Source organism: Barnesiella intestinihominis YIT 11860 (assembly GCF_000296465.1).
Classification (GTDB): Bacteria; Bacteroidota; Bacteroidia; order Bacteroidales; family Barnesiellaceae; genus Barnesiella; species Barnesiella intestinihominis.
In genome coordinates, this window is the sequence record NZ_JH815203.1 from 466,834 (window position 1) to 491,162 (window position 24,329).

Annotated in this window: 9 protein-coding genes; 2 read left to right on the top strand and 7 right to left on the bottom strand. The window is 41.3% G+C overall.

The genetic code is table 11. The features are described from left to right. Window positions 1–207 precede the first annotated feature (207 nt). The 4 genes from HMPREF9448_RS02050 to HMPREF9448_RS02065 all read right to left on the bottom strand — a co-directional run bounded on the left by HMPREF9448_RS02050 (window position 208) and on the right by HMPREF9448_RS02065 (window position 9,855). Complete coding sequence (locus HMPREF9448_RS02050; RefSeq protein ID WP_008860919.1) at window positions 208–2,772, bottom strand: T9SS-dependent choice-of-anchor J family protein; 2,565 nt, start codon at window positions 2,770–2,772, stop codon at window positions 208–210. Window positions 2,773–2,911: 139 nt separating this feature from the next. Next, window positions 2,912–5,503: a T9SS-dependent choice-of-anchor J family protein gene (locus tag HMPREF9448_RS02055; RefSeq protein WP_008860920.1), complete on the bottom strand. Its 2,592-nt coding sequence runs from the start codon at window positions 5,501–5,503 to the stop codon at window positions 2,912–2,914. 8 nt (window positions 5,504–5,511) lie between these two features. Next, a complete protein-coding gene (locus HMPREF9448_RS02060) occupies window positions 5,512–9,171 on the bottom strand; it encodes a T9SS-dependent choice-of-anchor J family protein (protein WP_008860921.1) in 3,660 nt (1,219 codons plus the stop codon). Between the two features lie 306 nt (window positions 9,172–9,477). Then, on the bottom strand, window positions 9,478–9,855 hold the full coding sequence (locus HMPREF9448_RS02065; protein WP_008860922.1) for a hypothetical protein: 378 nt from the start codon (window positions 9,853–9,855) through the stop codon (window positions 9,478–9,480). A gap of 180 nt (window positions 9,856–10,035) precedes the next feature. On the opposite strand from HMPREF9448_RS02065, the gene HMPREF9448_RS02070 reads away from it, so the two are divergent. Then, window positions 10,036–10,683, top strand: coding sequence for a cytidylate kinase-like family protein (locus HMPREF9448_RS02070; protein WP_008860923.1), 648 nt, complete (start codon window positions 10,036–10,038; stop codon window positions 10,681–10,683). A gap of 3 nt (window positions 10,684–10,686) precedes the next feature. Here HMPREF9448_RS02070 and HMPREF9448_RS02075 read toward each other — a convergent pair whose 3' ends face one another. Then, window positions 10,687–11,580, bottom strand: a complete 894-nt coding sequence (locus HMPREF9448_RS02075) for a Ppx/GppA phosphatase family protein (protein WP_040295815.1) — start codon at window positions 11,578–11,580, stop codon at window positions 10,687–10,689. A gap of 361 nt (window positions 11,581–11,941) precedes the next feature. Between HMPREF9448_RS02075 and HMPREF9448_RS02080 the strand changes: the two genes are divergently transcribed. Next, window positions 11,942–14,515, top strand: coding sequence for a hypothetical protein (locus HMPREF9448_RS02080; RefSeq protein WP_008860926.1), 2,574 nt, complete (start codon window positions 11,942–11,944; stop codon window positions 14,513–14,515). A gap of 60 nt (window positions 14,516–14,575) precedes the next feature. On the opposite strand, the gene HMPREF9448_RS02085 is transcribed toward HMPREF9448_RS02080, so the two are convergent. Then, window positions 14,576–16,717, bottom strand: coding sequence for a glycoside hydrolase family 97 protein (locus tag HMPREF9448_RS02085; protein ID WP_008860927.1), 2,142 nt, complete (start codon window positions 16,715–16,717; stop codon window positions 14,576–14,578). 176 nt (window positions 16,718–16,893) lie between these two features. Next, on the bottom strand, window positions 16,894–24,327 hold the full coding sequence (sov, locus tag HMPREF9448_RS02090; RefSeq protein WP_040295817.1) for a T9SS outer membrane translocon Sov/SprA: 7,434 nt from the start codon (window positions 24,325–24,327) through the stop codon (window positions 16,894–16,896). Between the last annotated feature and the right edge of the window lie 2 nt (window positions 24,328–24,329).

Sequence of the window (24,329 nt, forward strand, 5' to 3'; positions counted from 1 at the left end):
GCAGTTTTAGCAATTCCCATTCATAAAAGCAATATCGGCTCAAAACCGAATCAAGCGAATAAATTTACTTTCTAACGTTGATATATCATATATACAAAGGTACAAAATTAAATAAATTATTAACAAAGGAAAAAAGAAATTTAAACTTGTAGATAAAAAAACGTCATGAGAATAATTCTCATGACGTTTTTTATGAATAGACAGTAATTATTTCACCAATACCTTAACTGTACTTGTCCCTTGTGGTGTTGTCAACCGTACCAAGTAAAGCCCCTCAGAAACAGAAATCTGGGCACTGTTTTCAAATTCTACTAATTCCACTAGCTGTCCAGAAACGCCATAAACCTCCGCCAACACGTTTTCGCCTTCTATCGATTCCAGACAAATAGCATGGTCTCGGCTATATACCTTTACGGTCGAAACAACTACATTTTCAATCCCGCTATACTGAGTTGTAAACACATACTCTTCGACCTCAGACTCTCCGGATTCATATATTGCTTTTACACCAGCTGTATATGTACCATCATCTAATGCTTCGAATGTATAGGAATTATCAGTTATCGCAGATGCTTTTTTCTCTCCATTCAAATATATATCATAGGTAGCATTTCCAACTTCGGGAGCCGGAGCATCGTCCGAAGGACCGACATAAAAATTATCCACTTTAAGCATCCACCCGTCATTAGAAACATAATTAACAGCTAAATAAACCTCCTGATCCACATAATCTTTCAAATCGACTGTTACTTCATACCAACCGCTCTCGGTAAAAGTATAATTATATAGTTCGACAAACGAAGAAAGATCGGTCTGGGCTCCTGTGGAAGCCAACACCTTAATGGTTTCGGGATAAACCGTAGCCATACTCGGATAAACATGCACGTAAAAATGAGCCACATACCCCTTGTTGATTTTCTGTTTCGGAGAAACGAGCCAGTCGTCCGACAGGTTGCTTTGGACTCCAAAAAACATGATGTATTTTTTCCCGAAAACCGTATTTAAAAATGCATCGCTATCACACCGGGGGGTCGTTTTTTCAGGATTGAATACCATTACCGGAGATTCGCCCTGTTCAAGTCCGGGAATAGATATATACGTATTATTTATGGTTATACCGTAAGGACGCAGACGATCTTTATCGAAAGTGGCCCAGCCACCGAATTGGGTCGCAAAATCATCATACTCTTCGAAACTATCGCTCCAACCCAAATCTTGATTCCACCTAAACAAGACATCGGTCTTCTTATCCGTGTCACGATAAGAAAAATCAACAGATAGATTATATGGAGCAGTAATTTTTTCCACCAACGACAAATTTATCTCCATATCCTTGTCTATATCGATGAGCGTATCTACCGCCAAAAAGCGATCATCGTTAATACTAATCATATATTCCCCTTTTTTCAAAGAAGCAAAATGAGATATTCCCGATTTGATTGTATCGGTCACCTGATAAGAACCGGAAAGATAGTTCACAGCCACTCCCTCGGAAGAACCTCCGTTCGTAGAAACTTTTACTTTTACATCGGCATAATCCGAAGTCGCCGGAACTTCTAACGTCGTTGTCGCTATATCCGACTCGGAAACTTTATAAACCGACTTAACACCCAGCGTATGTATTCCAGCCGAAAGATTCTCAAAGATAAACGAGTTCGTTTTAACCGACCCGATCTCTTGTTCATCTAAATAAACCGTATAACTTTGAGGGGCATCACTCTCCGCTGCTTTGCGAACACGACGTGTTTTCGGAAGACGAGCTTTTATAGACGAAGGATTTAACTTTGCCGGCCCTACATAAAAATCATCAACCATCAACATCCAACCAGCTTGTGTAATATATTGAATGGCAATATAAACATCTTGTCCTTCGTACTTCGAAAGATCATACTCCATCGTAAGCCATTGTTCCCATTTAACTGACTCATAATTACCCTGTGTCAAAGGTTTGAAATCACTTTCCTCTGTTCCGGTGGTCGATATCCATACCTTGAATTTTTCAATAGGAGCATCCGCTGCTTTGGCTTTAAATCGAACGACGTTATTTACACCGACATGTACCTGAGGGGTTATCGCCCAGTCATTATTCGTAGTTCCGCTTGCCGTACGAATAAATCCCATATATTTCTTTCCACTATAAGCTCTCAATTGAGGGGCATAAAACCACCATGAAACGTCACCTCCCGTAGTAGAGACATAAGCTTCGTCGGGAGCAATAATAGTCGCATATTGTTTCAAGCTACTATTCGGATAACCTCCTTGCATTAACATAGCAGCTTCTGCCTGATCCTTATCGATTCCGGTCCACGGAGCGAAATCGAGCGTAAAAGAGGTATAATTCTCGAAATCATCGAAGAAATAATCGGTCTCCTCATTCCAAACCAACGAAGCATCATTAACTCCCGTTTTAGGATCATGGGCTAAAACCGATTGCAAATTATAAGGTGTACGTACCGGTTCTTCCAACTTAATCTTTAACACGGTATCGCCTTTTATATCCAAAGCAGAATTATCATAAGTCTTTAATCCCTCTTTTTCAATCACCAAATGGTGTATACCGGAATATATATTATTTATTGTATAAGTTCCATTCTCACCTAGTACTCGGTCATAAATCAATCCCGATTCTACCCGTTCCAAATGAAACGGAGTCCCAGCCATATCCTCTCCTGTAACAGCCGAAACCTCCAAAGTCAATGTACAAGGTTGCTGAGCCTCAACAATAAAAAAACTTAACAGAGCTGTTACAAAACACAAAATTTTTCTCTTCATTTTTTCTACAAAAAGTTTGGGTTTATAGTTTCAATACAATTTTGAAACAAATTCTTACAAATCTTTCTCGAAAGGCACAAAGAGGACTCCTCAGTACGGAGTCCTCTTTGGTATACATTTCCCGATTAAACGGGCTCTTTTATCGTTTCATTACTCGTGCCGTAGAAACCGAATCGCCACACGATACGGATACGATATACATACCAGAAGCCAAACCTTCCAAAGACACAGACTCGACTTCGGTCAAATCTTTTATACAATTTCCGGCTAAATCATATACCTTCACATCGGCTTTTCCTCCTGCCCAATAGACATAATCGGAAGTAGGATTAGGATATACAGTCAGATTTTCTTTCTTAATTTCCGAAACGGCTAAGGTAGGCATATCTTTTATATCTCCAACAAATATCTCATCGAGAGAAGCCCCGCCCGAAGAAACTCCGGCATTTTCAGTAGCGACAAAACGCCAACGCATATTCACACTCTTACCAGCATAATCGGCGAGTGAAACATATTTATGACGCCATTTCGTGCGGTCCTGAGTATAAGCCAAAGGAGTCCAATCGGCTGCATCGACAGCTCGAATCTCGAAATAGAGAGTTCCATCGGCATCATTAACTTCGGAAATAGGCCCTTCGGTGATCGCCTCATTTTCATACCCTTTTTCAAGGCGATTGCAAAGAGCACCACCCCAAGCAAAAGAAGCAACTATATCACCGGTTTCAGGGATTGCGAACACAGGAGAAGTCAGGACAGAAACCTCGCCCGCATTATTATGCCATACCGAAGCAGAATATTTTCCAGCAAACGGCTCTATCTCATTAGATTTCCACATCTGAATACCTTTGCCTTCATGATCGTTTTTCCAGCCCATAGGAGGAATTTCTCCGTTATTTCCTTCAAATCCCATAGTATAGGGGAAATCACGTACAGACTGATCTTCCATCGTAGTAAACGACCAAACCGAAGCATTTTCATTTTTACCTACTGCATTGTAAGGTACAACTTTCCAATAATAGGTAGTAGCAGGTTCAAGCTCGGGAATCGTATAAGACACCGATGTATTTCCTTCTAATTTCTCATTTTCCAACAAAGAAGTGGGGTTGGATTTATCCGTTCCTACCGACAATTCATATCCATCGGCAAACAAAGCGGGCTCCCAAGAAAGAGTCAACCTGCTATAATCAACGTTAGAAACGCCATTCACCGGATTGGGTGTCGTAATTGCCAACGGGAGCTCTCCTTCTCCATATAGCTTAGGCAACACTACATTATCGAAATAGATATCGGTCACCACCATATTATCGAGACCACCGTCGCCCATTTCAAACTCATAGGTCCAACGTAGGTATACATTATCGTCCACTACGAAATTTCCATTTGCGTCTTTAATCTCGATTTCTTTTTGTACCCATTCATTATACTTACTATCATCAAGAGAACACCACAACTCCGTCCAATCGGTATCGGTATTTTTCTTATAATAAAGAATGAAATATGTTGACGGTAAGAACGAATCATCGATGTATTCTTCACCGGTAGTTTCGATATAATCGAATTTCACTTTACCGTTTCCAGCCGATAAATCCAAACGGGGAGAAACGATATCACACGTCATCATACCGCCTACTGTAACCGACTTCACACCCGATGTAGCCATACCTTCCATCGTCTTCCAGCCTTCATTACGAGACCAACCGGCCGGTGGGAAAATATCACCTTCGAAACTTTCCAAAGTATATCCTTCTTCCAACATAACTTTGGTTCCCGACAAATCGACCGACAAAGTTCCGCCATTCGTATTTATTTTCATGACCGTGCTTTTGGCTCCCGTAATCGTAGGAGTATAATTGACGCGGTATGAAAGCTCTTCTCCCCTCTTCAAAGAAACGGAAGCGGGATCGAGTGTCGTAGAAAAATCTGTACCTTCAATACCCTCAATGCTGGTTATCGTCAACGTGCCATAACCCACATTACGAATAGTCATCGGTTCGGATTGAGCCAAATAATCAATATAAGAATTGGAAAACTCGTAAGAAGTCGAGCCCTCTATAACCGGCAAATTTTCAATCTCTTGATTTCCCACTTTTACATTGTCAACGGCCAATGTCGCTTGTGTATAATTATTTACAAGAATAGATCGAAAATAGAATGCAATCTTTACCGTCTTCCCGACATACGCTTCAAGGCTCACATTAGGGGTTAACTTTTGCCAGTTATTTTCTATCCCCATAGCATCTTTATTCCACGGCCATGTCAGTCCAGAGTTTTCAATATCTTCCTGAGAAGCTGCATTCCACAAATCGCTCCATGTATCTCCATCATCGGTAGAAACTTTCACCAAAAAACTTCCGTATTTATTGGTCATAAACGATGAAGCGTTACACCAAAAAGTAAAAGACAGCGACGCATTATCAGCAACCTGCACGGCAGGAGTAATAAGCCACTCCTCCTTCGAAATACCGGCCTGTCCTTCTTTAAAGTCACTCATCACTTCGGCACACCCCGAACCAGCGATACTGCAACCCGTCACTTCATTCCAATTAAGGCTCCAATGCGCATAACCCGATTCAAGATCTTCCGATAATTCAGTACCTTTTACAACCCACCCCGAAGGAGGGAATGTTTGGCTCTCAAAATCTTCGCTGAGTACAAGATTTTCAGCGGAAAAGGTTTCTGCACTGCCTAACAACAATGCACAGGCGAAAAACATACTTTTCATAGTTTCCATAGAATTAATTATCTTTTAATAACTTGGGTGGTATTGACTCGATCTCCCAATTGCATGGTTACAAAGTAAATACCCGACGATAACATCGAAACGTCTACACTTTCTACTTGCTCGGCAAAAAGCAGCTGTTTACCAGAAATATCGGTAACCACTACTTTGTCACACAGTTCATTCAAATAGAGCGTGGAAACGACAGGATTAGGATAAACCGTCAATCGATCACCATTTACGCCTTCGATTCCCGAACCATCAGTCACAACAAGAATAATTTCTTGTACAGTTGTCTTTGAACCATCTGAAACAGATAGTTTCATAATCACTTCTTGTTCTGCCCCCGGAATGCCGGTAATCGTACCGCCGTTAGTACCCGGAGTATGATTCAGCCAGAAGGGTTTGCCCTGCAAGGTCACCGTCAACGGATCTCCATCGGGATCGGCCACAGAATAGTTATAAGTCCATTTCTTCCCTACCGTTGCTGTTGTCTCAGGAACCGTAGTAAAGTAAGGAGCACTATTGTCACTATTGACATATTCAAAATTTTCGAAATAGAAATCATCGAAGAAAGTCACAAAACCATTCGACGGAGTATTATTACGAACAGCTATATAGATTTTCTGTCCAGCATATGCACTTAAATCCACATCAAACTCTGTCCACGATGTCTGACTATCGTTATTATTCTTGTGAGGAACTTGAACCGATGTAAATCCAGACAATGGAGTAAAGCTAGACACAGCGTTATCTGTCGTACTAACCAATACTGTCAAATAAGCCCACGGATGATAAGTGTTATCTCCATCATACGACTTAGCATAAAACCGGAACTTGGCATCATTTCGAGCCGTCATTTGGTCGCTGATAATCCAGTCTACGGCTTCTGTCCCATCGGCAGTCGCCATCGTCGCTAACAGTTGGTCTCCCGAACGAGGATAGATATTCCTCCAATCGGCTCCTTCTGGTTCCGGTTGTTGATTAATGACAATATAGGCATAAGCATTCCCAATATTCGGATAGTTTATCATAAGAGGTTGAACTGTCGCTTTATGATCGGCATCTACCGTTGTAAAGCCTTTGGGAGCCACAGAACCAAATTCATCATCTTCAAAACTAAAATAACGAGTGTACATGCCCAACGCATTACCCGAAACAGGCAACGTCACAGCAGGAGCATTGTCGAATGTAACAGTCATCTCGTCCTCTACAAGGGCATCTGTTTCACCGGCAGCGAACGTGATATTGAAATCTACGCTCTCACGACTGTCTAACACTAAATCCTTGTGCAACGAAGTAGAGAAATTCTTATTCTTAAATGACACATCGGTGATTTTCATTGTTTGCTCGCCATCGTTCAAAAGATTCAATGTCTTTGAGGTAACGGCTTTATTATAATTCACATCACCCGCATTCCAAGAAGTCACATTAATAACAGCTTTTCCTCCAACGGGAGCTTCTTCAACCAAAATATTATCCAAAGCACCTCCTGATCCGGTAAAATCTACTGCACTATAACGCCAACGGAAATTCACATTCTTACCTCTATAATCGGACAAAACGATTCGCTGACGAACCCATTTTTGACCTTCGGCCTGAGCGGAAGAAATATGGGCGAGTTCCTGCCATGTTCCATCGGATTTTATTTCGAAGTAAAGCGTATCTTTGTTAATCGTCATCGTCTCTTTTACCGATTTCGTCAATCCAGACGGAACGGCATTTCCCCAGTAGAAGCTAACCTGCATATCTTTATCAGCAGGCAGCACGAACATCGGTGTTTGAAGAATGCCTTGCTCGTTGGAGCCCCCAGCAGAAATATAAGCTGCATTTTTACCATCGTATGCATTATAATTAGATCTATCCCATGCTGTATATCCCTCTTTCTCGCTCTTCCAACCTAACGGAGGAAATATGTCACCTTCAAATCCCTCAGACCACGGGAATGTGTTCACGGTTTGGTCGGCAAGCGTCGTAAAACTCCACACCGAAGGATTTTGCGTCTCTCCCATATCGTTATAAGCAACTACTTTCCAATAGTAAGTAGTAGCATAGTCCAACACAGGAATCGTATAAGAGCAACCTTCTACCTCTGTACCCGGCACGACCGAAAAATCTGTGGTAGAAGTTCCAACATATACCTTATAGCCCTTAGCAAACTGTACTCCGTTCCATGACAATACAATATCTTCGTTAAATACATCGGTTGCTCCATTTTCAGGAGAAGGGGTAGTTGCAGCTCCCGGAACAGAAGTTCTACCATAGAACGGAGGTAAAACTACATCGTCCAAGAAAGTAGATGCATACTCGGGCACATCGTCCCAACCACCCGACAAATCGACATCGAGTACATATTTAAACATGATATAGCAATTATCGGATGCCGGGCTTCCCAAATCGAGCTTCATGTGCCACCATTGGTTGATAGAATCGCACGTAGCAACTTTCTCCCACGTTTCCTTGCCATTTTTTGAAAAATAGACTTCAAATTCGCTTTCAGGAGCAGGAGCATCATCTGCCGTCGGCTCCCAAACATTCGCATAGTCGAACTGCAACTCGTGAGTACCCGTCGAACAATCGAGACGAGGAGAAACCAAAGTCGGGTTATTCTCTGCAAAACTACAAGAAGCCGAATAGTCTCCCGACGTAGCATAAGTTCTGCTTACGGTCCAACCTTTATCGGCAGTCCAACCTACGGGCGGGAACGTTCCACTCTCAAAACTTTCCAGATTGTATTCATCGGGTAAAATTATCTTTGTTCCTTCTAATACGATAGAGACGTCACCTCCGTTCGTATGGATAGTCATCGTAGCAGATTTACTACTCAACTCAGACGAGGGAGTATATTTCACATAAAACTCATACTCTACACTCGGTCTCAACGAAACTTCCGAGGGAATCATATTGGTTGAAAAGTCGGAACCTTCTAATCCAGAAATTCCACTTACCGTCAAATTGCCCACGCCCTTATTCCGCAATACAAATTTCTCCGACCATTTCCCTACTCCGATGTAGGTTCCATCGAATATATAAGAAGTGGGATTAACATCTGCAATAGGAGCATCGATCGCTTCGCCCGTTTCTACGACAACATTATCAACCCATATACTATTACCTTTACCAGCGCCGCTGACCAATAGACAATGTACAAAAGCTATTTTTACTGTCTTACCGGAATAAGCGCCTAAACTTATCTTGGAAGTGTTTGTAACCCATCCAGTCCAGGGAAAGGCAACCCCGCTATTTTCTACCATGCTTTGATCAAGGAAAGAGAAAACAGTTTTCCAACTTTTACCATCGTCTTCCGTGATACGCACTTGAAAATCATATTCGTTTTTAAATGCAGATGCCGAAGCTCCTTTCCACAGAAAACTCAAATTATAATTCGTCTCACTCAAAGTCAGAGATGGAGATACTATCCACTCTTCTTTCACAGGCTCAATAGGATCCCACTCACCACCGTTACAATAAAGACTCACTGAACCGGCACATGCCGATTTGCTATTATCGACAGTCCAATGATTAATAGCCCCTTCTTGGGTGTCGTTAATTACAGTCCAACCTCCGGTCGGAAAGTTCGTCGTCGACCAACCTTCAAATCCCTCATTCAACAGAGATTCGGCACGCAATCCAAACACAAATAAGAAGAGTACAAAAACAAGCGTAATTTTCTTTGTCATTGTAAATAATTTATTAGGTTCATTATAAAATTTACATTACATGCAACAGACAGAAATGTTATAACTATTAATTTATTTGCAGCAAATATAAGAATTTGTTATTAATATCTATATATTTCAACAAAAATATTATCGTAACACTCTTATTTTTTTATAAAAAACGAATGTTTATACAAATAATAACAATTTTTGCAAAAAAACAGACAATATCTATTCTAAATAACAACAACGATACTTCAAGTTCCATAACAAAGCGGAGGCTTTCCCTCATTAGAGAAAGCCTCCGCTTTGTTATTTCTCAAAAAACTAAATTATATCGTTCACATAAACACGCTTATAAATACGCCTGAAATTATCACTTTCTTGCTTCAACTCCTCTGCATGCAACTTATAGTCTTCACCCCAAATCCCCGACAACAAATCGACAATATATTTGTGTTCTCTATCTTTCGACAAAGAAGCCGCGATGAGCTTGTCAATAATTTCCCTATATTTCTCAGCTCCCGTAGCGTGCAAATATAATGCGGCACTCACCGTAATCTGCCCCGTCATATCTACCCGTATTATATTATCGGCTAGGACGGGCATATCTTCATCACAAGAGCCCATATGATTGGCAATATATTCGTAGGTGAGCAATCCATCAGTATCACTATTCAATATTTTTTTCAAATCATTATTCATAGCTGACCTCTTTTGAATGACACAAATTAAATAAAAACTTTCTTCGCAACAAAATATTTCACAAAAACAGTTCAAGAAACCCTAAAAAACAACTTCTGTAAACAAAAAAAGATATTTGATATAGGAATTAATATTTTTTTGATGTATGTTTGCTTATGAATAATCGAATCTACAACCATCATGAATGACAATCTCATCATTACCATAGGCCGTCAATTCGGAAGCGGAGGACGAGAAATAGGAAAACGTTTGGCCGATTTATTCGGAATAGCTTATTACGATAAAGAATTAATCAACGAGGCTTCGAAATCGAGCGGACTCAGCACCGAGTATTTCGAGAAAGCCGACGAGCGGGCTCCAAGCGCTTTATTAAATTCTTTTTCAATAAACTGGCTCACAGGAGCAGGAGGAATATGGGGCGACGGAGGCCTATCGAACGAATACATTTTCAAATTTCAATCCGACGTCATTCGTCATTTAGCTGAAACTCAATCGTGTGTCATCGTCGGACGTTGCGCCGATTATATTCTCAGACAATACCCACGATGCTACAATGTATTTATACATGCTCCCCTTGAAGACAGAATCGAGAGAATCATCAGCCGCTCACATGGAATGACTCGAAAAGAGGCTATCGAACTCGCCGAAAAGAAAAATAAACTAAGAGCTTCTTATTACAATTTTTATACCGATAAGGGTTGGGGAGTAGCCTCTTCATACGACCTTTCTATCGATTCCTCTATATTGGGCAGTGAAGAGACAGCCATATTTATTCGCGATTTTATCCAAAAGAAAGACGGGATGCCTAAATGGGAGAAAAAGAAATAGGTATCAATTCTCTTTCAAGTAATCGGAACAAAGAGAATAAATAATACCATCAACGATTCCTATGGTAGGAACCCATATTTCTCGTGCGCCGATATGCGTCGCTATTTGTAAATAAATATCGGCGGCAGGTACAATCACGTCGGCTCGGTCGGGTTTCAATGCAAAACGGTCGATACGTTCCACGATCGAATAGCTATTCAATTCATTTCTCAGGGTCAAAAGCCGCTCCACAGTCAATGGCTCCCGAGCAGACACTCCTGCCAAATGATGCAATTTATTGATATTACCACCCGACCCGATAATAGAGATATGCCGATACGTTTCCTTCAAACGCTTTAAATCCCTATACATACGGAACAATTCACTACGACTCAGTTTTTTATTCAAAATACGTACAGTTCCTATATTATAAGATTGAGATTGGAGTAACGAACGGTCACTAATTATACTTATCTCGGTACTTCCGCCACCAACATCGACATAGATAAAATCACCCTCTTGTTCCAGCTCGTCCACGATATGACTGTCATATACGATACGTGCTTCTTCAAGACCATTAATAATTTCGATATTTATTCCACTTCTCTCCGAGATATACCGGACAATATCGGCTCCATTCGAAGAATCCCGCATAGCCGACGTAGCACAAGCCCGATAAGACAAGACATTATAAACCTGCATCAGCTGAGAAAAAGCATGCATGAGACGTAATAATTTTTCTGTCTTCTCCGTAGAAATACGACCTTTTGTAAAGGTATCTTGTCCCAATCGCAGCGGTACACGCACAATAAAAACTTTCGATAAATCCGATACACTCTCTCCCGGATAAATACCTTTGATAAGCAATCTCACTGCATTCGAGCCAATATCTATGGCCGCAAAATTAAGTCTGTCCATAAAGTTTCTCATTCTATAAGCGAAGATAATCATTTCCCCAATAAAACATCTCGATTAAAAATAAAGTCTCATTCAAAAACATATAATTTATAATCGCTCCAAAAATGAACTTTCATTCAATATCACTTGTTTTTACCTTGAAAACCATAGTAGAAGAACAAATTTGCGCAATAAATGAAGTGATTGGTTATACTTGGGCAATTGCGCAGTTTCCCCAAAGCGGGAAACAGGAGACTCCTTCCTATTTTTATTTACAAAAATTCAATCAATAGCTTCGGAAGGAGTCTCTTTTTCAAAGAATATCATCATGCCAAAATAGAGCCGCATACCGGGTGTACCTTTACGAAAAATTACCAGCTCTATGAAATCGAGAATTACATTTAACGGCATGAACCGTTATTCCCCACCGAACTCGGCACAGCCGGGAGATTGCACAGCTATTGTCAATTTACGAAATCAATCAAACTGCCTCAAACCTGTCGGGACACCGGAATATCTATACACTCCGGAAAAGAAAAACCATTGGCTCGTCTATGTTCATATCTGCTACGACGGAGAGCATCATATAACGGAAAATGAAAATACCTTGTATTATGAGGCTCTGATAAAAAAAGAAAACGGAAATATCCAAAAAGAATCAAGCCTGTTGTTCGAGCTAAACGACCTACAAGTTCTGTCTATTCAATCCATAGGAAACACACTCATAATCATCTGTACCGAAAGTATATACTATTTACTTTATAAAGAGGGAAAATATATCTTTTTGGGTGAAAAGCCCGACATACCTGAAATTTCATTTTTCCCTTATGTAGAATATACCGATGCCTACTTCGTAAGCGAATATACCTTTCAACATGGATACAGCAATCCGACCCGACTCGACACCGAAGACATCAATTATTACAACGATGCTTACTACAATGCATTCTTTCAGCTACAAGAAAAAGCATGGAAACGGCACTATTTCATACAACCCATACTCATACGTTATGCCCTCACTTTATATGATGGGAGCCGAATTTTTTCATCGGCTCCGGTCATGGTCTCTTTGCCACACCCCATACAACCCTATCAAATGAGCATACGATTGAAAAATTCAAACAATCTTTGCTTAGGTTCTCATGAAGGACAAATCATCGCCGGGAATTATAGCCTGAAATATTATATTCATCAATTCAATCTCAACAACTGGAAAGATATCGTAAGAAGTATAGACTTTTTTGTCTCTCCCGAAGCCACGATCTTCGAACCCGATCAAAAACAACAAGGCCTTAAATTTACGATCGAACGTACAGAAGAAAACGAAATGATCTCTTTTCTACTGAAAGGAGACATCTCTTTTCTCGACCTGAAAGAGATAAAGAAACGCTACTTACAAGATTCTCTATTTTATAAAATAGCGACCATAGAGGATTGGAGCGACTGGAAGGAAGGTGAATCGTACACCATAGAAAATAAAATACGGCCAGATTTACTCATACACGAGGAGGTTCTTTCGCCAGATAATACGACACTGCTTTCTACGGGAGCACATGTCAGCTATATACACAACAAAAGACTACACATAGCCAACTTAAAGAAAAAACTTTTTCCCGGATTTCCCCTCAGTCTGTTCAACGTGGGAAACAAAAATGCCGAGACTGTCAGTGCTTATATCTGCACTTATCTCAAAACCGAAAGAGGAGAATGCAAAGTCGTTTGGCACGGGAAATCGAACTATTTCTTCAATCAACTTTCACCTTTGATTTCTTACCCCGACAGTAACGCCTATAAAATGGAAATCGTCGTAAAAAGCGAGAAAACCCGATACAAAGGGAGCTTTCTACTGACAGCCTCCGAATATGAAAATAGGGCCGATTATCTTGACGAGACACTCTCTGCAATCACATTGGAAAACGATTCTCTGCCGGCCTCTACCCCACTCGATATACCCTTGTCCGAAAATGACACTTACACACAGCCTAATATACTGCGGGTTTCGGAACTCGAAAACCCGTTTGTATTCCCGTCCGAACAAACTTATACCATCTCGAACGGAGAGATTACAGGCATAGCGACCATTACAGCAGCTTTATCGGAAGGACAGTTCGGTGAATTTCCCTTATATGTATTTACAGAAGAAGGAATATGGGCTTTGCAAAACGGAAACGGAATCGTATGTTACGGAGCACAACATCAACTGAATCGAGAACCCATACTGCCGGAAAACCCTATCGTCCCTCTCGAAGACATGATTATGTTTACTACGGCAAAAGGATTATTTATCATACGAGGCTCCGAAATACAACAACTCTTATCGTTCGACGAAACCGCCTGCGAAAACAATAGCCCAATCGATCACCACGACATAAACTCTACATTAATTCCTGCGACCACCGATCAAACGACTTTATCTCAGTTTATTCAAGGAAGTATCATCGCCTACAATACAATCGAAAAAGAATTGATATGTTGCAGGCCCGATCTCAAATATAGTCTCATTATTCATATTTCTTCTCTCTACATGTATCGCATAAGCCGACAGTACTCTTCCCTATTCTATGATGCCAGTCATCTACTCGCCCAAGACGCAGAGGGAAAAGTTTACGATTTACAAAAAGAATCAGCAGAGATAACCCCAATCGCACTCGTATCCCGACCAATTACTCTCCAAAGTGAAGATTACCAAAAATGGAGAGAAGTTTTCTGGCGGCTCTCGATGTCAGAAGGAAAGCTCCTGCTTTCTCTTTGGGGAGGCAATGATGCCGAAGGCAACTTTTCCAAAATCTGTGAAATATCGAGCGCATCAAAAATAGCTGGGCAATTACCCATGCGTTTTACAGGTCCGGCATATAAATATTTCAGGCTTATTCTTTGCGGAAACGTCTCCTCTGATTTCCATCTTTCGTCTGTCGATATCTACTCCGAAAACATCATCAGCAATCGGTTACGCTAATATAAAAAGGGTAGGACTTATTGTATAAGTCCTACCCTCCTATTCACATCTTACCGCAATCTACGGTTTATAGTTTTTCAATCCTTTCAAAGCTGCTGGATCGGTAGCCTCCTCGATACTCATAGCAAAGCCTCCACCCGGAGCACAAGGCTGAACGATACGAGTCTTGTTCGTCACAATATATTTACAAATCGTATAAGCCTGCGGGTTATCCTTATAATGAGCATCGGGAGCATCGGCATATATAGTCGCAATATACTTTTTCCCGGGCTCCAAGAAATCTAAGGAGAAACGAGCCGTATGCCCATTCTCATCGACCGTGGAACCTACATACCAATTATTACCACCTTTTTCCCGGCGTGCCACCGTAATATAATCTCCCGGCTCTGCCTCCAAATAACGGCTGTCGTCCCAATCGACAGGCACATCTTTAATAAACTGAAAAGCATCGAGGAAACGATTATAATTTTCGGGTAAATCGGCGGCCATCTGCAAAGGGCTATACATGGTCACGTATAAAGCCAGTTGCCGAGCCAAAGTAGAACGAACATAGCTGTGGTTATCGGGATTAAGTTTAGAAATATCCGTTTCGAAAATACCGGGAGTATAATCCATCGGACCTCCGATAAGCCGTGTAAACGGCAAAATAGTGGTATGGTCGGGATTATTACCCCCGAACGATTCATACTCGGTTCCTCTCGCCGACTCGTTACCGATAAGATTGGGATAAGTACGGCTCAAACCCGTAGGACGAACAGCTTCATGGGCATTCACCATAATCTTATGCTTGGCGGCTTCGGTCAATGCATAGAGATAATGATTAACCATCCATTGTCCGTAATGATGTTCCCCACGAGGTATAATATCTCCCACATATCCACTCTTCACGGCATCATAGCCATGATCGTTCATAAACTGATATGCTTTCTCCATGTGCCGTTCATAATTACGAACCGAACCCGAGGTCTCATGATGCATAATCATTTTCACCCCCTTCGATTTGGCATACCGCTCTATTTCTTCTACATCGAAATCGGGATACGGTGTGATAAAATCGAATACATAGTCTTTCGACTTACCTATCCAATCTTCCCACCCAATATTCCAACCTTCCACCAGTACAGCGTCAAATCCATGTTCTGCGGCAAAATCGATATATTCTTTTACATGCTCGGTATTAGCGGCATGACGTCCATTAGGCGTCAAACGAGAATAATCGACCAAATCGAGTTTCACATGAGGCAAATCGGTATAAGCCCAAGTACTTTTCCCGGTTATCATTTCCCACCATACACCTATATATTTCGTCGGTTTTATCCAACTCGTATCTTCATAGACACACGGTTCATTCAGATTAAGAGTCATTTTGGATGCAAGAATATCACGCGCATCGTCACTAACAATAATCGTGCGCCACGGAGATTTCGCCGGGGTTTGCATATATCCCTTATCCCCCAATGCATCGGGTGTAAGGTGAGACTCGAATATCATATTTTTATCGTCCAAATCGAGCGACATACAAGAATAATCGACCAATGCAGCTTCATGCAAATTAATATACAAGCCATCGTCGGTTTTCATCATTAAAGCCGTTTGCACCCCCGTAGGAGAGAATGGAGTTTGAGAAGAATTCGGTGTAATAGCCTCGTTCATCAATCCACGGATTTCGGACAATTTCGACGTCACAGTGGAATACTCCTGTGTATCATAATCGCCCGGGAGCCAAAAAGCAGTATGGTCTCCCGCCATAGCAAACTGCGTCTTCTCTTCTTTAATCACAAAATAATCCAAATTGGGCTGATCGGGAAATTCATATCGGAATCCTACCCCATCGTCAAATACCCGGAAACGAATAATCATACGACGATCGGTCGACGGTTGTTCCAATGTTACTTCCAATTCATTATAATGATTCCTAATCTCTTTTACCTCTCCCCAAACGGGTTTCCATGTTTCATCGAAAGTCGATGTCTCAGAACCAGCCAAACGAAATCCATCGGTTAAATTTTTTCCCGACTTTAACTCTAATCCCAATTTACTCTCTTTAATAACCGGCCGACCTTTATAATCTACTTTATAAACAGGGACTCCATTGTCCAATTCAAAATCTAATACAATGTTCCCGTCAGGAGATTTCAAAGTCTCGGCTCTCAAAATGCCATAAGACAACAAAGCCATAAGAATAAAAATCAGTCGTTTCATTTATTCAATACATTTATTTGGGTTTTATAAAACTACGGAGAAGCATCTCAACTGCAAAGATAGGAGTTTAAGCTCCGACTCAAAAATTTCTCTATCCCTCCTTTAATTAAGAAAAACGAATAATTGAAGAAACAGTTTAAACAAACGACCTGTTTAACTTAAAATATAAATTCCTTTTATTTCAATAACGATAATCTCACCGAGATTCCATAATTGCTGTTCGTAATAGGATATGATGAAGAGGATACTAACGGAGTATTAATCTGATGGTCGAAATAAGCCCCTACCGTAATACGTTTACTCAATACATAATTGGCCGTTACTTTCAACATCGTAGTACGAGTGCCACTGGTTGCCTGAGTAAAATTCTGTTCAATACGGCGAATAAGAGCCTGATTCTTGCGGAATGAAAAATCGGCATTGATCGTCAAATCGTTGCTAACACCTGTTTGAGACCCTTTCAGTTTCAAAATCGTATTAAAATTAGCGATCTTATACCCGGCCCCGATTGTAAAATCGGTTGTCGACGCCTCTACGATTTGTCCGGCTGCCGAATTCAATGTCAACGTGCGAGAATCTTTATACTCTATATTGCCCGTAACATTATTTTTCAGTGTCACCTTTAACCCGATAAGGGGAGCAAACCTCTCGGTTATCATTACCGATGATATATCGAATGGAGAAGAGGGTATGGGATTGCCCGTAAGTTCATCGCGAACAAAACCGAAATCCCCGTCCGATTCCACCCAATTAAGGAACGAAGTAAATGATCCCACAGCATAGGTACACTGGTAAGCATGCGATAGAGTAAACGCTTTAAAGTGTTTCTTTATAAATGGTATTTGCATGAAACCATCGTAAGTAATTCGCCAGTTCGGCAATATAGCCGACAATCCCGGGAACGGAGACAAATCGATTTTACGGGCGTCACGGCCAGAATATGCAGCAATAAATGCAGGTATCATTACATCGGCAGAACTACGATTCACACCGCCGTTAGCCGAATCATAGGGCTTATCTCCAAAGCCGGTAGAGGCAATAAAACCTTTATTCGGATAATTGCCCAACGATCCGTAATGCGCTTCTAACCGGGCCGCTATTATTTCCCGATTTTTCAAAAAATCATCGAATGCTTGCGACGAATATCCGTCTTTTGCAGAACTACTCCTAAATGCAGTCTTCAATGCAATATGTGTCTTGGTATAGCTTCCGCCTCGTACAGTCGGCATATCATCAAACATAAATTGCATTTGAGAACTACGCGTGTCTGTTCTATTTCCTGTCAAGTTTATTTTCAAACCCCGGATAGGTTCAAGCGCTATTTCAAAATTAAACTCCTCGGTACGACCGATGACCGCCGGACTTATCTGCGTGGAATCACATAAAAGCCAACCACGTTCTTTTGCCCGGTATACATAGTTCTCATCAGTAAAACCAAAAGCGAAATCGAGGCCGGGAGCCATAGGACCATACGAAGTCGATTGCCCGAATATATCGCCTACATTCGGGGAAAACAGAGGCAACGAAGTAGTATTGGTCTTACGATAACGCACGCTCGCATTTCTTACCATCATCAATCCCCGTAAAGAATACTCGGCTGCTTCTTTCCAGAAATTACGTTCATTCTTATTCGAAGGAGTAATTATCACATTCAGGCGTTGGGTCCCTTTATCGAGAATCACGACATTATTGGCATCGAGCACTTTCGTCCTCAGGGCCACTTTCTTTCCGGCATCGTCCCTCGCCACAACTTTTACCTTCTTATTGTTGAGATTATGCCTTAAAGTAACCGTAGTATCTTCCCGAAGCAAAATGGTACGTTCGAATTTTCTATTTTTCTTCGCCGTCGCCGCAGCCCTATTATTGGAAGAAAAACGTTTGTTTATCTTCTGCAAATATTTCGACTTATTGTACAATTGTTCAAAATTGAAACGCCCGTCAAAGCTCAACTGCCCCTGATTATTCACCGAGTTACCTAAATCTATTTCCTCTGAAATCTGGGCTCCCCTATCCCAAGTGTATGTAGCGTTATACTTGGCATTAAACGACAAATAATCAAGAACAGGTATCTTGCTGAACGGAGCCGTATACGATGCATTGAAAGTTTGATTATAATTCCACGGTGTTCCCAAATTCTTGATGCTGGTCAACACGGTATCTTTCCATGCTTCGTATTCATCTGGGAAAAGCTGTTTATTCACCACACCGACCGGCTCCTCGATATGAGCGTTCGTCATCGTTTGCAACGAAAGGTTTATCGACTTGGTGAGATTCCATGTCAACGAGAACTGCCGATCCCATAAAAAACTTTTACTTACACTCGTCGGCAATGCCATTCCTCCCGATCCACTCACATCGCGAATCTGCTGTTCATAATAATATCGCGACATATTGGTATTAAACGCAATATTATTAGGCAAATAATTAAATTCCCATTCCTTCAAAAATTTCAAATGCTTAGATTTACTCTTTAATCCCTTCAACGGGACAAAAGGTTTAACAAAAGGAGTATAGGAATAAGTGAAACTACCCCGATAATCGTATGTATTCTCAAATTCGGTAGTAGGGTCTTGTTTCGATTGTCGATTATAAGAATAGCTGATAGAAAAATTAGCCGGGTCATAGGGCATAGGATTCTTACTCCTAATATCGAAAGAAACTCCCGACAAACTGAAACTTTCGACAGTCGATTTCTCTATCGAAGCATCACTTATAGAGTCACGCTCGGCTTTACTACCCGCATTGTCCAAAGCATCTTTCAACAAGATATCTTGATCGAGCGGATTGTATTTAGGAGAAGTACGTTGTTCGGTAATCGAATAAAATAACGGGGCTTTCAATTTGACTTTTTCTGGCAAAAAACGCCCTAACTCGACCATCGTAGCTATATTATACTGATAGTAATCGTCTAATCGACGTTCCGTAAGGCTTTGGTCTATCCCCCCAAAACCGACAGTTTCTACATGCCCCGCGATATTCAGCGTAGCAATATCCGACAAACCGAGATTTACATTTGCTTTGGCAGCCCAACCACCAGATTGGTCAAAATCGGTCAAACGCATTTCATTCACCCAAACGACTATATCCTTAGCTGCATTCGAATTATTTCTCACACCGATCATCATCGTACGAACATCGCTCAAAGAAGGGTTCCCCACGATAGTCACCTTATTTTGATTTTTATCGGGATCATAACTAGAATAACGAGTTTGAAACGTCACCGTCGAATTATCCATACGCTTCTTTGCATTCCGTTCCAGCTTCAAATCGGTAAACAAAGAAAGAGGGAAATCAAACATATTGGATTGTGGCCAAACCGCTTCCTGATCTTGTGCATTATATGTGCTATAATTACCCGGCTCCGTCAATGACAACGGAACCTCATACTCATAATAATTCGATTTGCTATCGGATCCTAATCGTAAAAATACAGACACATCGCCATCTCGTAAATTAGTTTTATCGTCAATCAGCTTCTCTGCATGTACAAACATCTGTAACCGCTTGTACGTACGCATATCCATACCACTGTTCTTATAAACCGCACGAGCATCTCCCGACTGCAAATCGGTTACTTTCAAAGACATGGCTTGTTCATTAAGCTGAGTTATTTGCGATTGCCCCGGGTCTATGATACGGGTTACCCCCGGAGGTAAAACATAATTAACAGGAACCTGTCCTGCATTCTCCTCAATATTTACCACCGATATATCCATCTTACCCTGAGCCGGAGCATCTCCTTTCAAATTCAAAGCATAGTTATACGTCCGCCATTCACCCCGAACCAATTCCAACGTGGCAAAACGCAAATGTGTCTCACACTCAAAACCCGTCATAAACATGCGGATAAAACGTATCGTCTTAAAATCCTGAATAGATCCCACTTTCTTTTGAGGACGAGACAAAGGGATTTTGAATTGATACCACACAGCTTTTCCTTCTTCACCATTGCGGAGCCGGACGGTTGTCTCCCGTTTATCGGTAATACAGTTTTTTCCCACCTCCAAGCTATCGGGGCATAACGATATGCGGTACTGATAATATCTTTCATATTCGTTCAACGTATTATCCTGATTGATATCCTCCACGTCAGGAACACTTTTGGAAGACTGATAATACGAATCATTCATTTCCTCGGGAGACCGGGAATTGTTTTCTGTTCCGTTATATCGTTTGTATCGGTCCAATATAGAAGTTTGTGCATCGTCATAATCGTGTCCACGATAAAAATGGTAATTATCCCCGGCCGGATCGTTAAACGGAGAAAACTGATCTTGTCGCATAGCCTCTACTACCGCCGGAGATAGTTTAGTTTCGAGCTTGTTCAAATAATCTCTATAAGATGAGAACCCATATTCCTCGTCATTCGACAGACCGTCTAAACCTACGTCTTGCAAAGCCCGTGCACCACTGGTATTATCGAATGCATAAGTCAACGACTGACGTTTGGATACCTTTCCCCACACCGTAGTCGCTATCTGTGTTGTATCACCGTCGACAGGCAAACCGTTCTCGAAAGACTTCATACCGTCTTTAAGAATATCTTCCGACACTTCTCCCAAATTAAAATACAATTCTCCCCCGTTATGATTAGTCTGATTCTCATCTAAAAACGGATCCATGAGCCAGAACTGTATATATTCGATATTCGATGATTCGAAATCGGTATAATCCATTTTTCGCATAATCCCGCCCCAACGGTTCTCCGGATTCAACAAAAGCCCTTGTGAGTCGATATTATCGGCATCGAGATTGTACGGTCCCCGTTCCTGTGGATAAAATGAAAGGTTCAATGTCTGTAAGGTCGTCGATTCTCCATAATTGATTTCCTTATTGGGAAATATCTCCCGTACACTCACCTCACGCACATAAGGATTAGACAATTGGTCCAAATCATTTTTCAGGTGAGCCGGTATCAATGTCGAGTTTTTCTGAGTAAACATTCTATCGATATAATACCACGATAGCAATGCTCTATTTTGCCCATAACGAATATCATTGGAATAACGAGCTTCGGGAAACAAAGCATCAGATGAAGGGTCGTACGGAGTGGAAGCCAACGTCCACGAATAAGGAGACTTCAAGTCCAACCCTGTTTGTGTCGATTCGAAATCATCGATATACGATGTTCCCTGCGAGCTGCCGTTTTTGGATTTATGCGGTATCAATTGGGCAAATTCAGCCGTGAGAGCCAACGTAGAAGGAGCTGTTGCGTTTACAGTCGGAATTTTATTCAACAAATTGGTCAACCATAAAAAATTCGTATTATAAGACAAGTTCACTCCCCACAAAGTATTATTCAGTACCTCATCGCCCATATTTACTTTTTCCGTCAGGGACTTTTCAGACAAATGCATAATCGTCGCTCCTACATTAAAATCTTTGGAGAACGCATAATTCAAATCGAGTCCCAGCATTGTCTTACGTTGCATATTGAACATCGATTGATTTTCAAGCGATACACTAATCGGAGTTCCCGCCTCGATTATACTTTGGTTCAATATCGTCACGACACCCATCGCATAATCCACAATATAATCGGAATTTTCGACCAAAGTCATACCTCCGGCGGTAACAACCACCGATCCCCGAGGTACATTCATCGCATTTAATCTTATCTCTGCGCCCGAAGATGCTTTATATTCTCCGGTCATAATAAATTTATTCTTCTCCGATACTTGCTGGGCGATAGTCAATGTCGAATCATACAGCTCTTGATAAACATACTTTTCCGCTATCGCCGCATTTCCTATTTTTTCTGCCAAGTGACTACCGAACGGCTCTATGACCGGAAATATAATCCTCCCGTTCGAAGATTGAATCGTATACCCCTCTATGTAGTCAAAAATACCATCGGAATATTCCGACTCATTCGCATCCAAACGGTCGAGGTTCATTACTTGCAACAAAGTCTGATTGGATATATTCCCCTCCGGTATATTATTTACAGCTACCCCCGTAGAATCATTCTGATATTTAATGTACAGCCTGAATTTATCCTTCTGAACCTGATAGGCCCCCAGCGAATAAACATTTTTCATCATTAAATCCCAAATGGGTAATGAGGTCGATATGGTAGAACCCTTCAACATTTTCAGAAAAAGACATTGATCCGTATCGGTAACATCTCCCGAAAATTCCCCAACCTGATAAACCTGTCCGTTATAAGTATATTCATAAGCGACAGCAATCATCTCATCGGCATTCAGCTTACTTTTCAGAGAGATATAACCCAATTGGGAATTCAAGGTATATTCAGAAGAAGCAAGTTTCCGGGCACTCTCTATTTTCACATAATCCTGCCCCCCCTCGATACCATAAACAGAAAGAGGTTCCAAAGCCTGTGTCACCAAATTGATATTACGAGCATCGGGATAACCGTTTTTAATCTCGGCATACAACGAGTTGGAGTTATTCATCGGATTCTGCTGCGCGGTAGCCGATATCCAATGGTCGTTACCGATATGAACATTTTCGGCCAAATCCATAAAACCGACAATATTCCTCGATTCTTCATAATTACCTTGTTTATTCGTAATCCAAACTTCTATTCGATTGATACTCACACCCGATGAGACATAAGGTAATTTGGAAGCAAATTTATCGTAATTGTCCCTAAAAAAATGAGCTAAGAAAAAGTGCCTGTTTTCGTCATAAGCGTCTGCCCGGATTTCGAACGGCGTGGTCTGTGCCCCACCACTCGCATTGACCGTTTTCGATTCGGACTGTTGTTGAGAAATAAGAGCGGTAGCCGTCAGTTTACCGAACTGCATAGTCGTCTTTACACCGAATAAAGCCGTACTACCACGTATCAACGACGACCCTGTGGTCATACTCACATTACCGGCTTCGATATTCTTAATAATCTCGTCTTCTTTTCCCTGATATTGTAATTTGAGATTTTTCGAGTCGAAATCGAATGTCGCATCGGTGTTATAGTTCATATTGAACGACATCTTGTCACCGACTTTCGCCGTTACCGAAGCCTGTATCTTCTCGTCGAAGTCGAAATAAGTCTTCTTTCTGGAACTCATCGGTAGTGCGGGATTATCGAGTTTGTTATGTTTCAATCCCATATTCAACTCGATAGAACCTTGTGTCTTCAATTGTACGCCACCCGGTCCAAAAACTTTTTCCAATGGCCCGAGAGAGAACTGCATATCCAAAAAATTAAACTCCGATTTGCTGTTCTCTGCAAAATTCTGTGCATTTCGTTCCCGATAATACTGCTGCATGGATTTACGCAACGTATAATCGTTATACTCGGCCGCCGACAACATGAAAGGAGTGCAAACATCAACCCCGGCGACTCGGGTATGGATTACATAACAATTCGTTTCAGCATCATACTCTACTTCTGTTTTCAGATTAGAAGGATTTTTCAAATCCATCGGAGCTAACTGCCCGATTTCATCGTACGATTCGGGTGATGTTTTAGTGACAGGATAACGGACTTGTATGGAATCGGATTCTTTATTGCTTTGCGTTGCCGATATACTGCTCGATGAACTTTGCGGATCGGCCGACTGCAAAGCAGCAAAAGCGGAATAGGCTCCTAATCCGCTCACTGCTAGCACAACTATTGTTCCAATCCTTATCCGTCTTCTCATTC

Bases quoted from the DNA above. Each gene is read 5' to 3' on its own strand.
- HMPREF9448_RS02065 (WP_008860922.1), bottom strand. From the start codon at position 9,855: ATGAATAATGATTTGAAAAAAATATTGAATAGTGATACTGATGGATTG.
- HMPREF9448_RS02085 (WP_008860927.1), bottom strand. From the start codon at position 16,717: ATGAAACGACTGATTTTTATTCTTATGGCTTTGTTGTCTTATGGCATT.
- HMPREF9448_RS02055 (WP_008860920.1), bottom strand. From the start codon at position 5,503: ATGGAAACTATGAAAAGTATGTTTTTCGCCTGTGCATTGTTGTTAGGC.
- HMPREF9448_RS02070 (WP_008860923.1), top strand. From the start codon at position 10,036: ATGAATGACAATCTCATCATTACCATAGGCCGTCAATTCGGAAGCGGA.
- HMPREF9448_RS02075 (WP_040295815.1), bottom strand. From the start codon at position 11,580: ATGGACAGACTTAATTTTGCGGCCATAGATATTGGCTCGAATGCAGTG.
- HMPREF9448_RS02050 (WP_008860919.1), bottom strand. From the start codon at position 2,772: ATGAAGAGAAAAATTTTGTGTTTTGTAACAGCTCTGTTAAGTTTTTTT.
- HMPREF9448_RS02080 (WP_008860926.1), top strand. From the start codon at position 11,942: ATGAAATCGAGAATTACATTTAACGGCATGAACCGTTATTCCCCACCG.
- sov (WP_040295817.1), bottom strand. From the start codon at position 24,327: ATGAGAAGACGGATAAGGATTGGAACAATAGTTGTGCTAGCAGTGAGC.
- HMPREF9448_RS02060 (WP_008860921.1), bottom strand. From the start codon at position 9,171: ATGACAAAGAAAATTACGCTTGTTTTTGTACTCTTCTTATTTGTGTTT.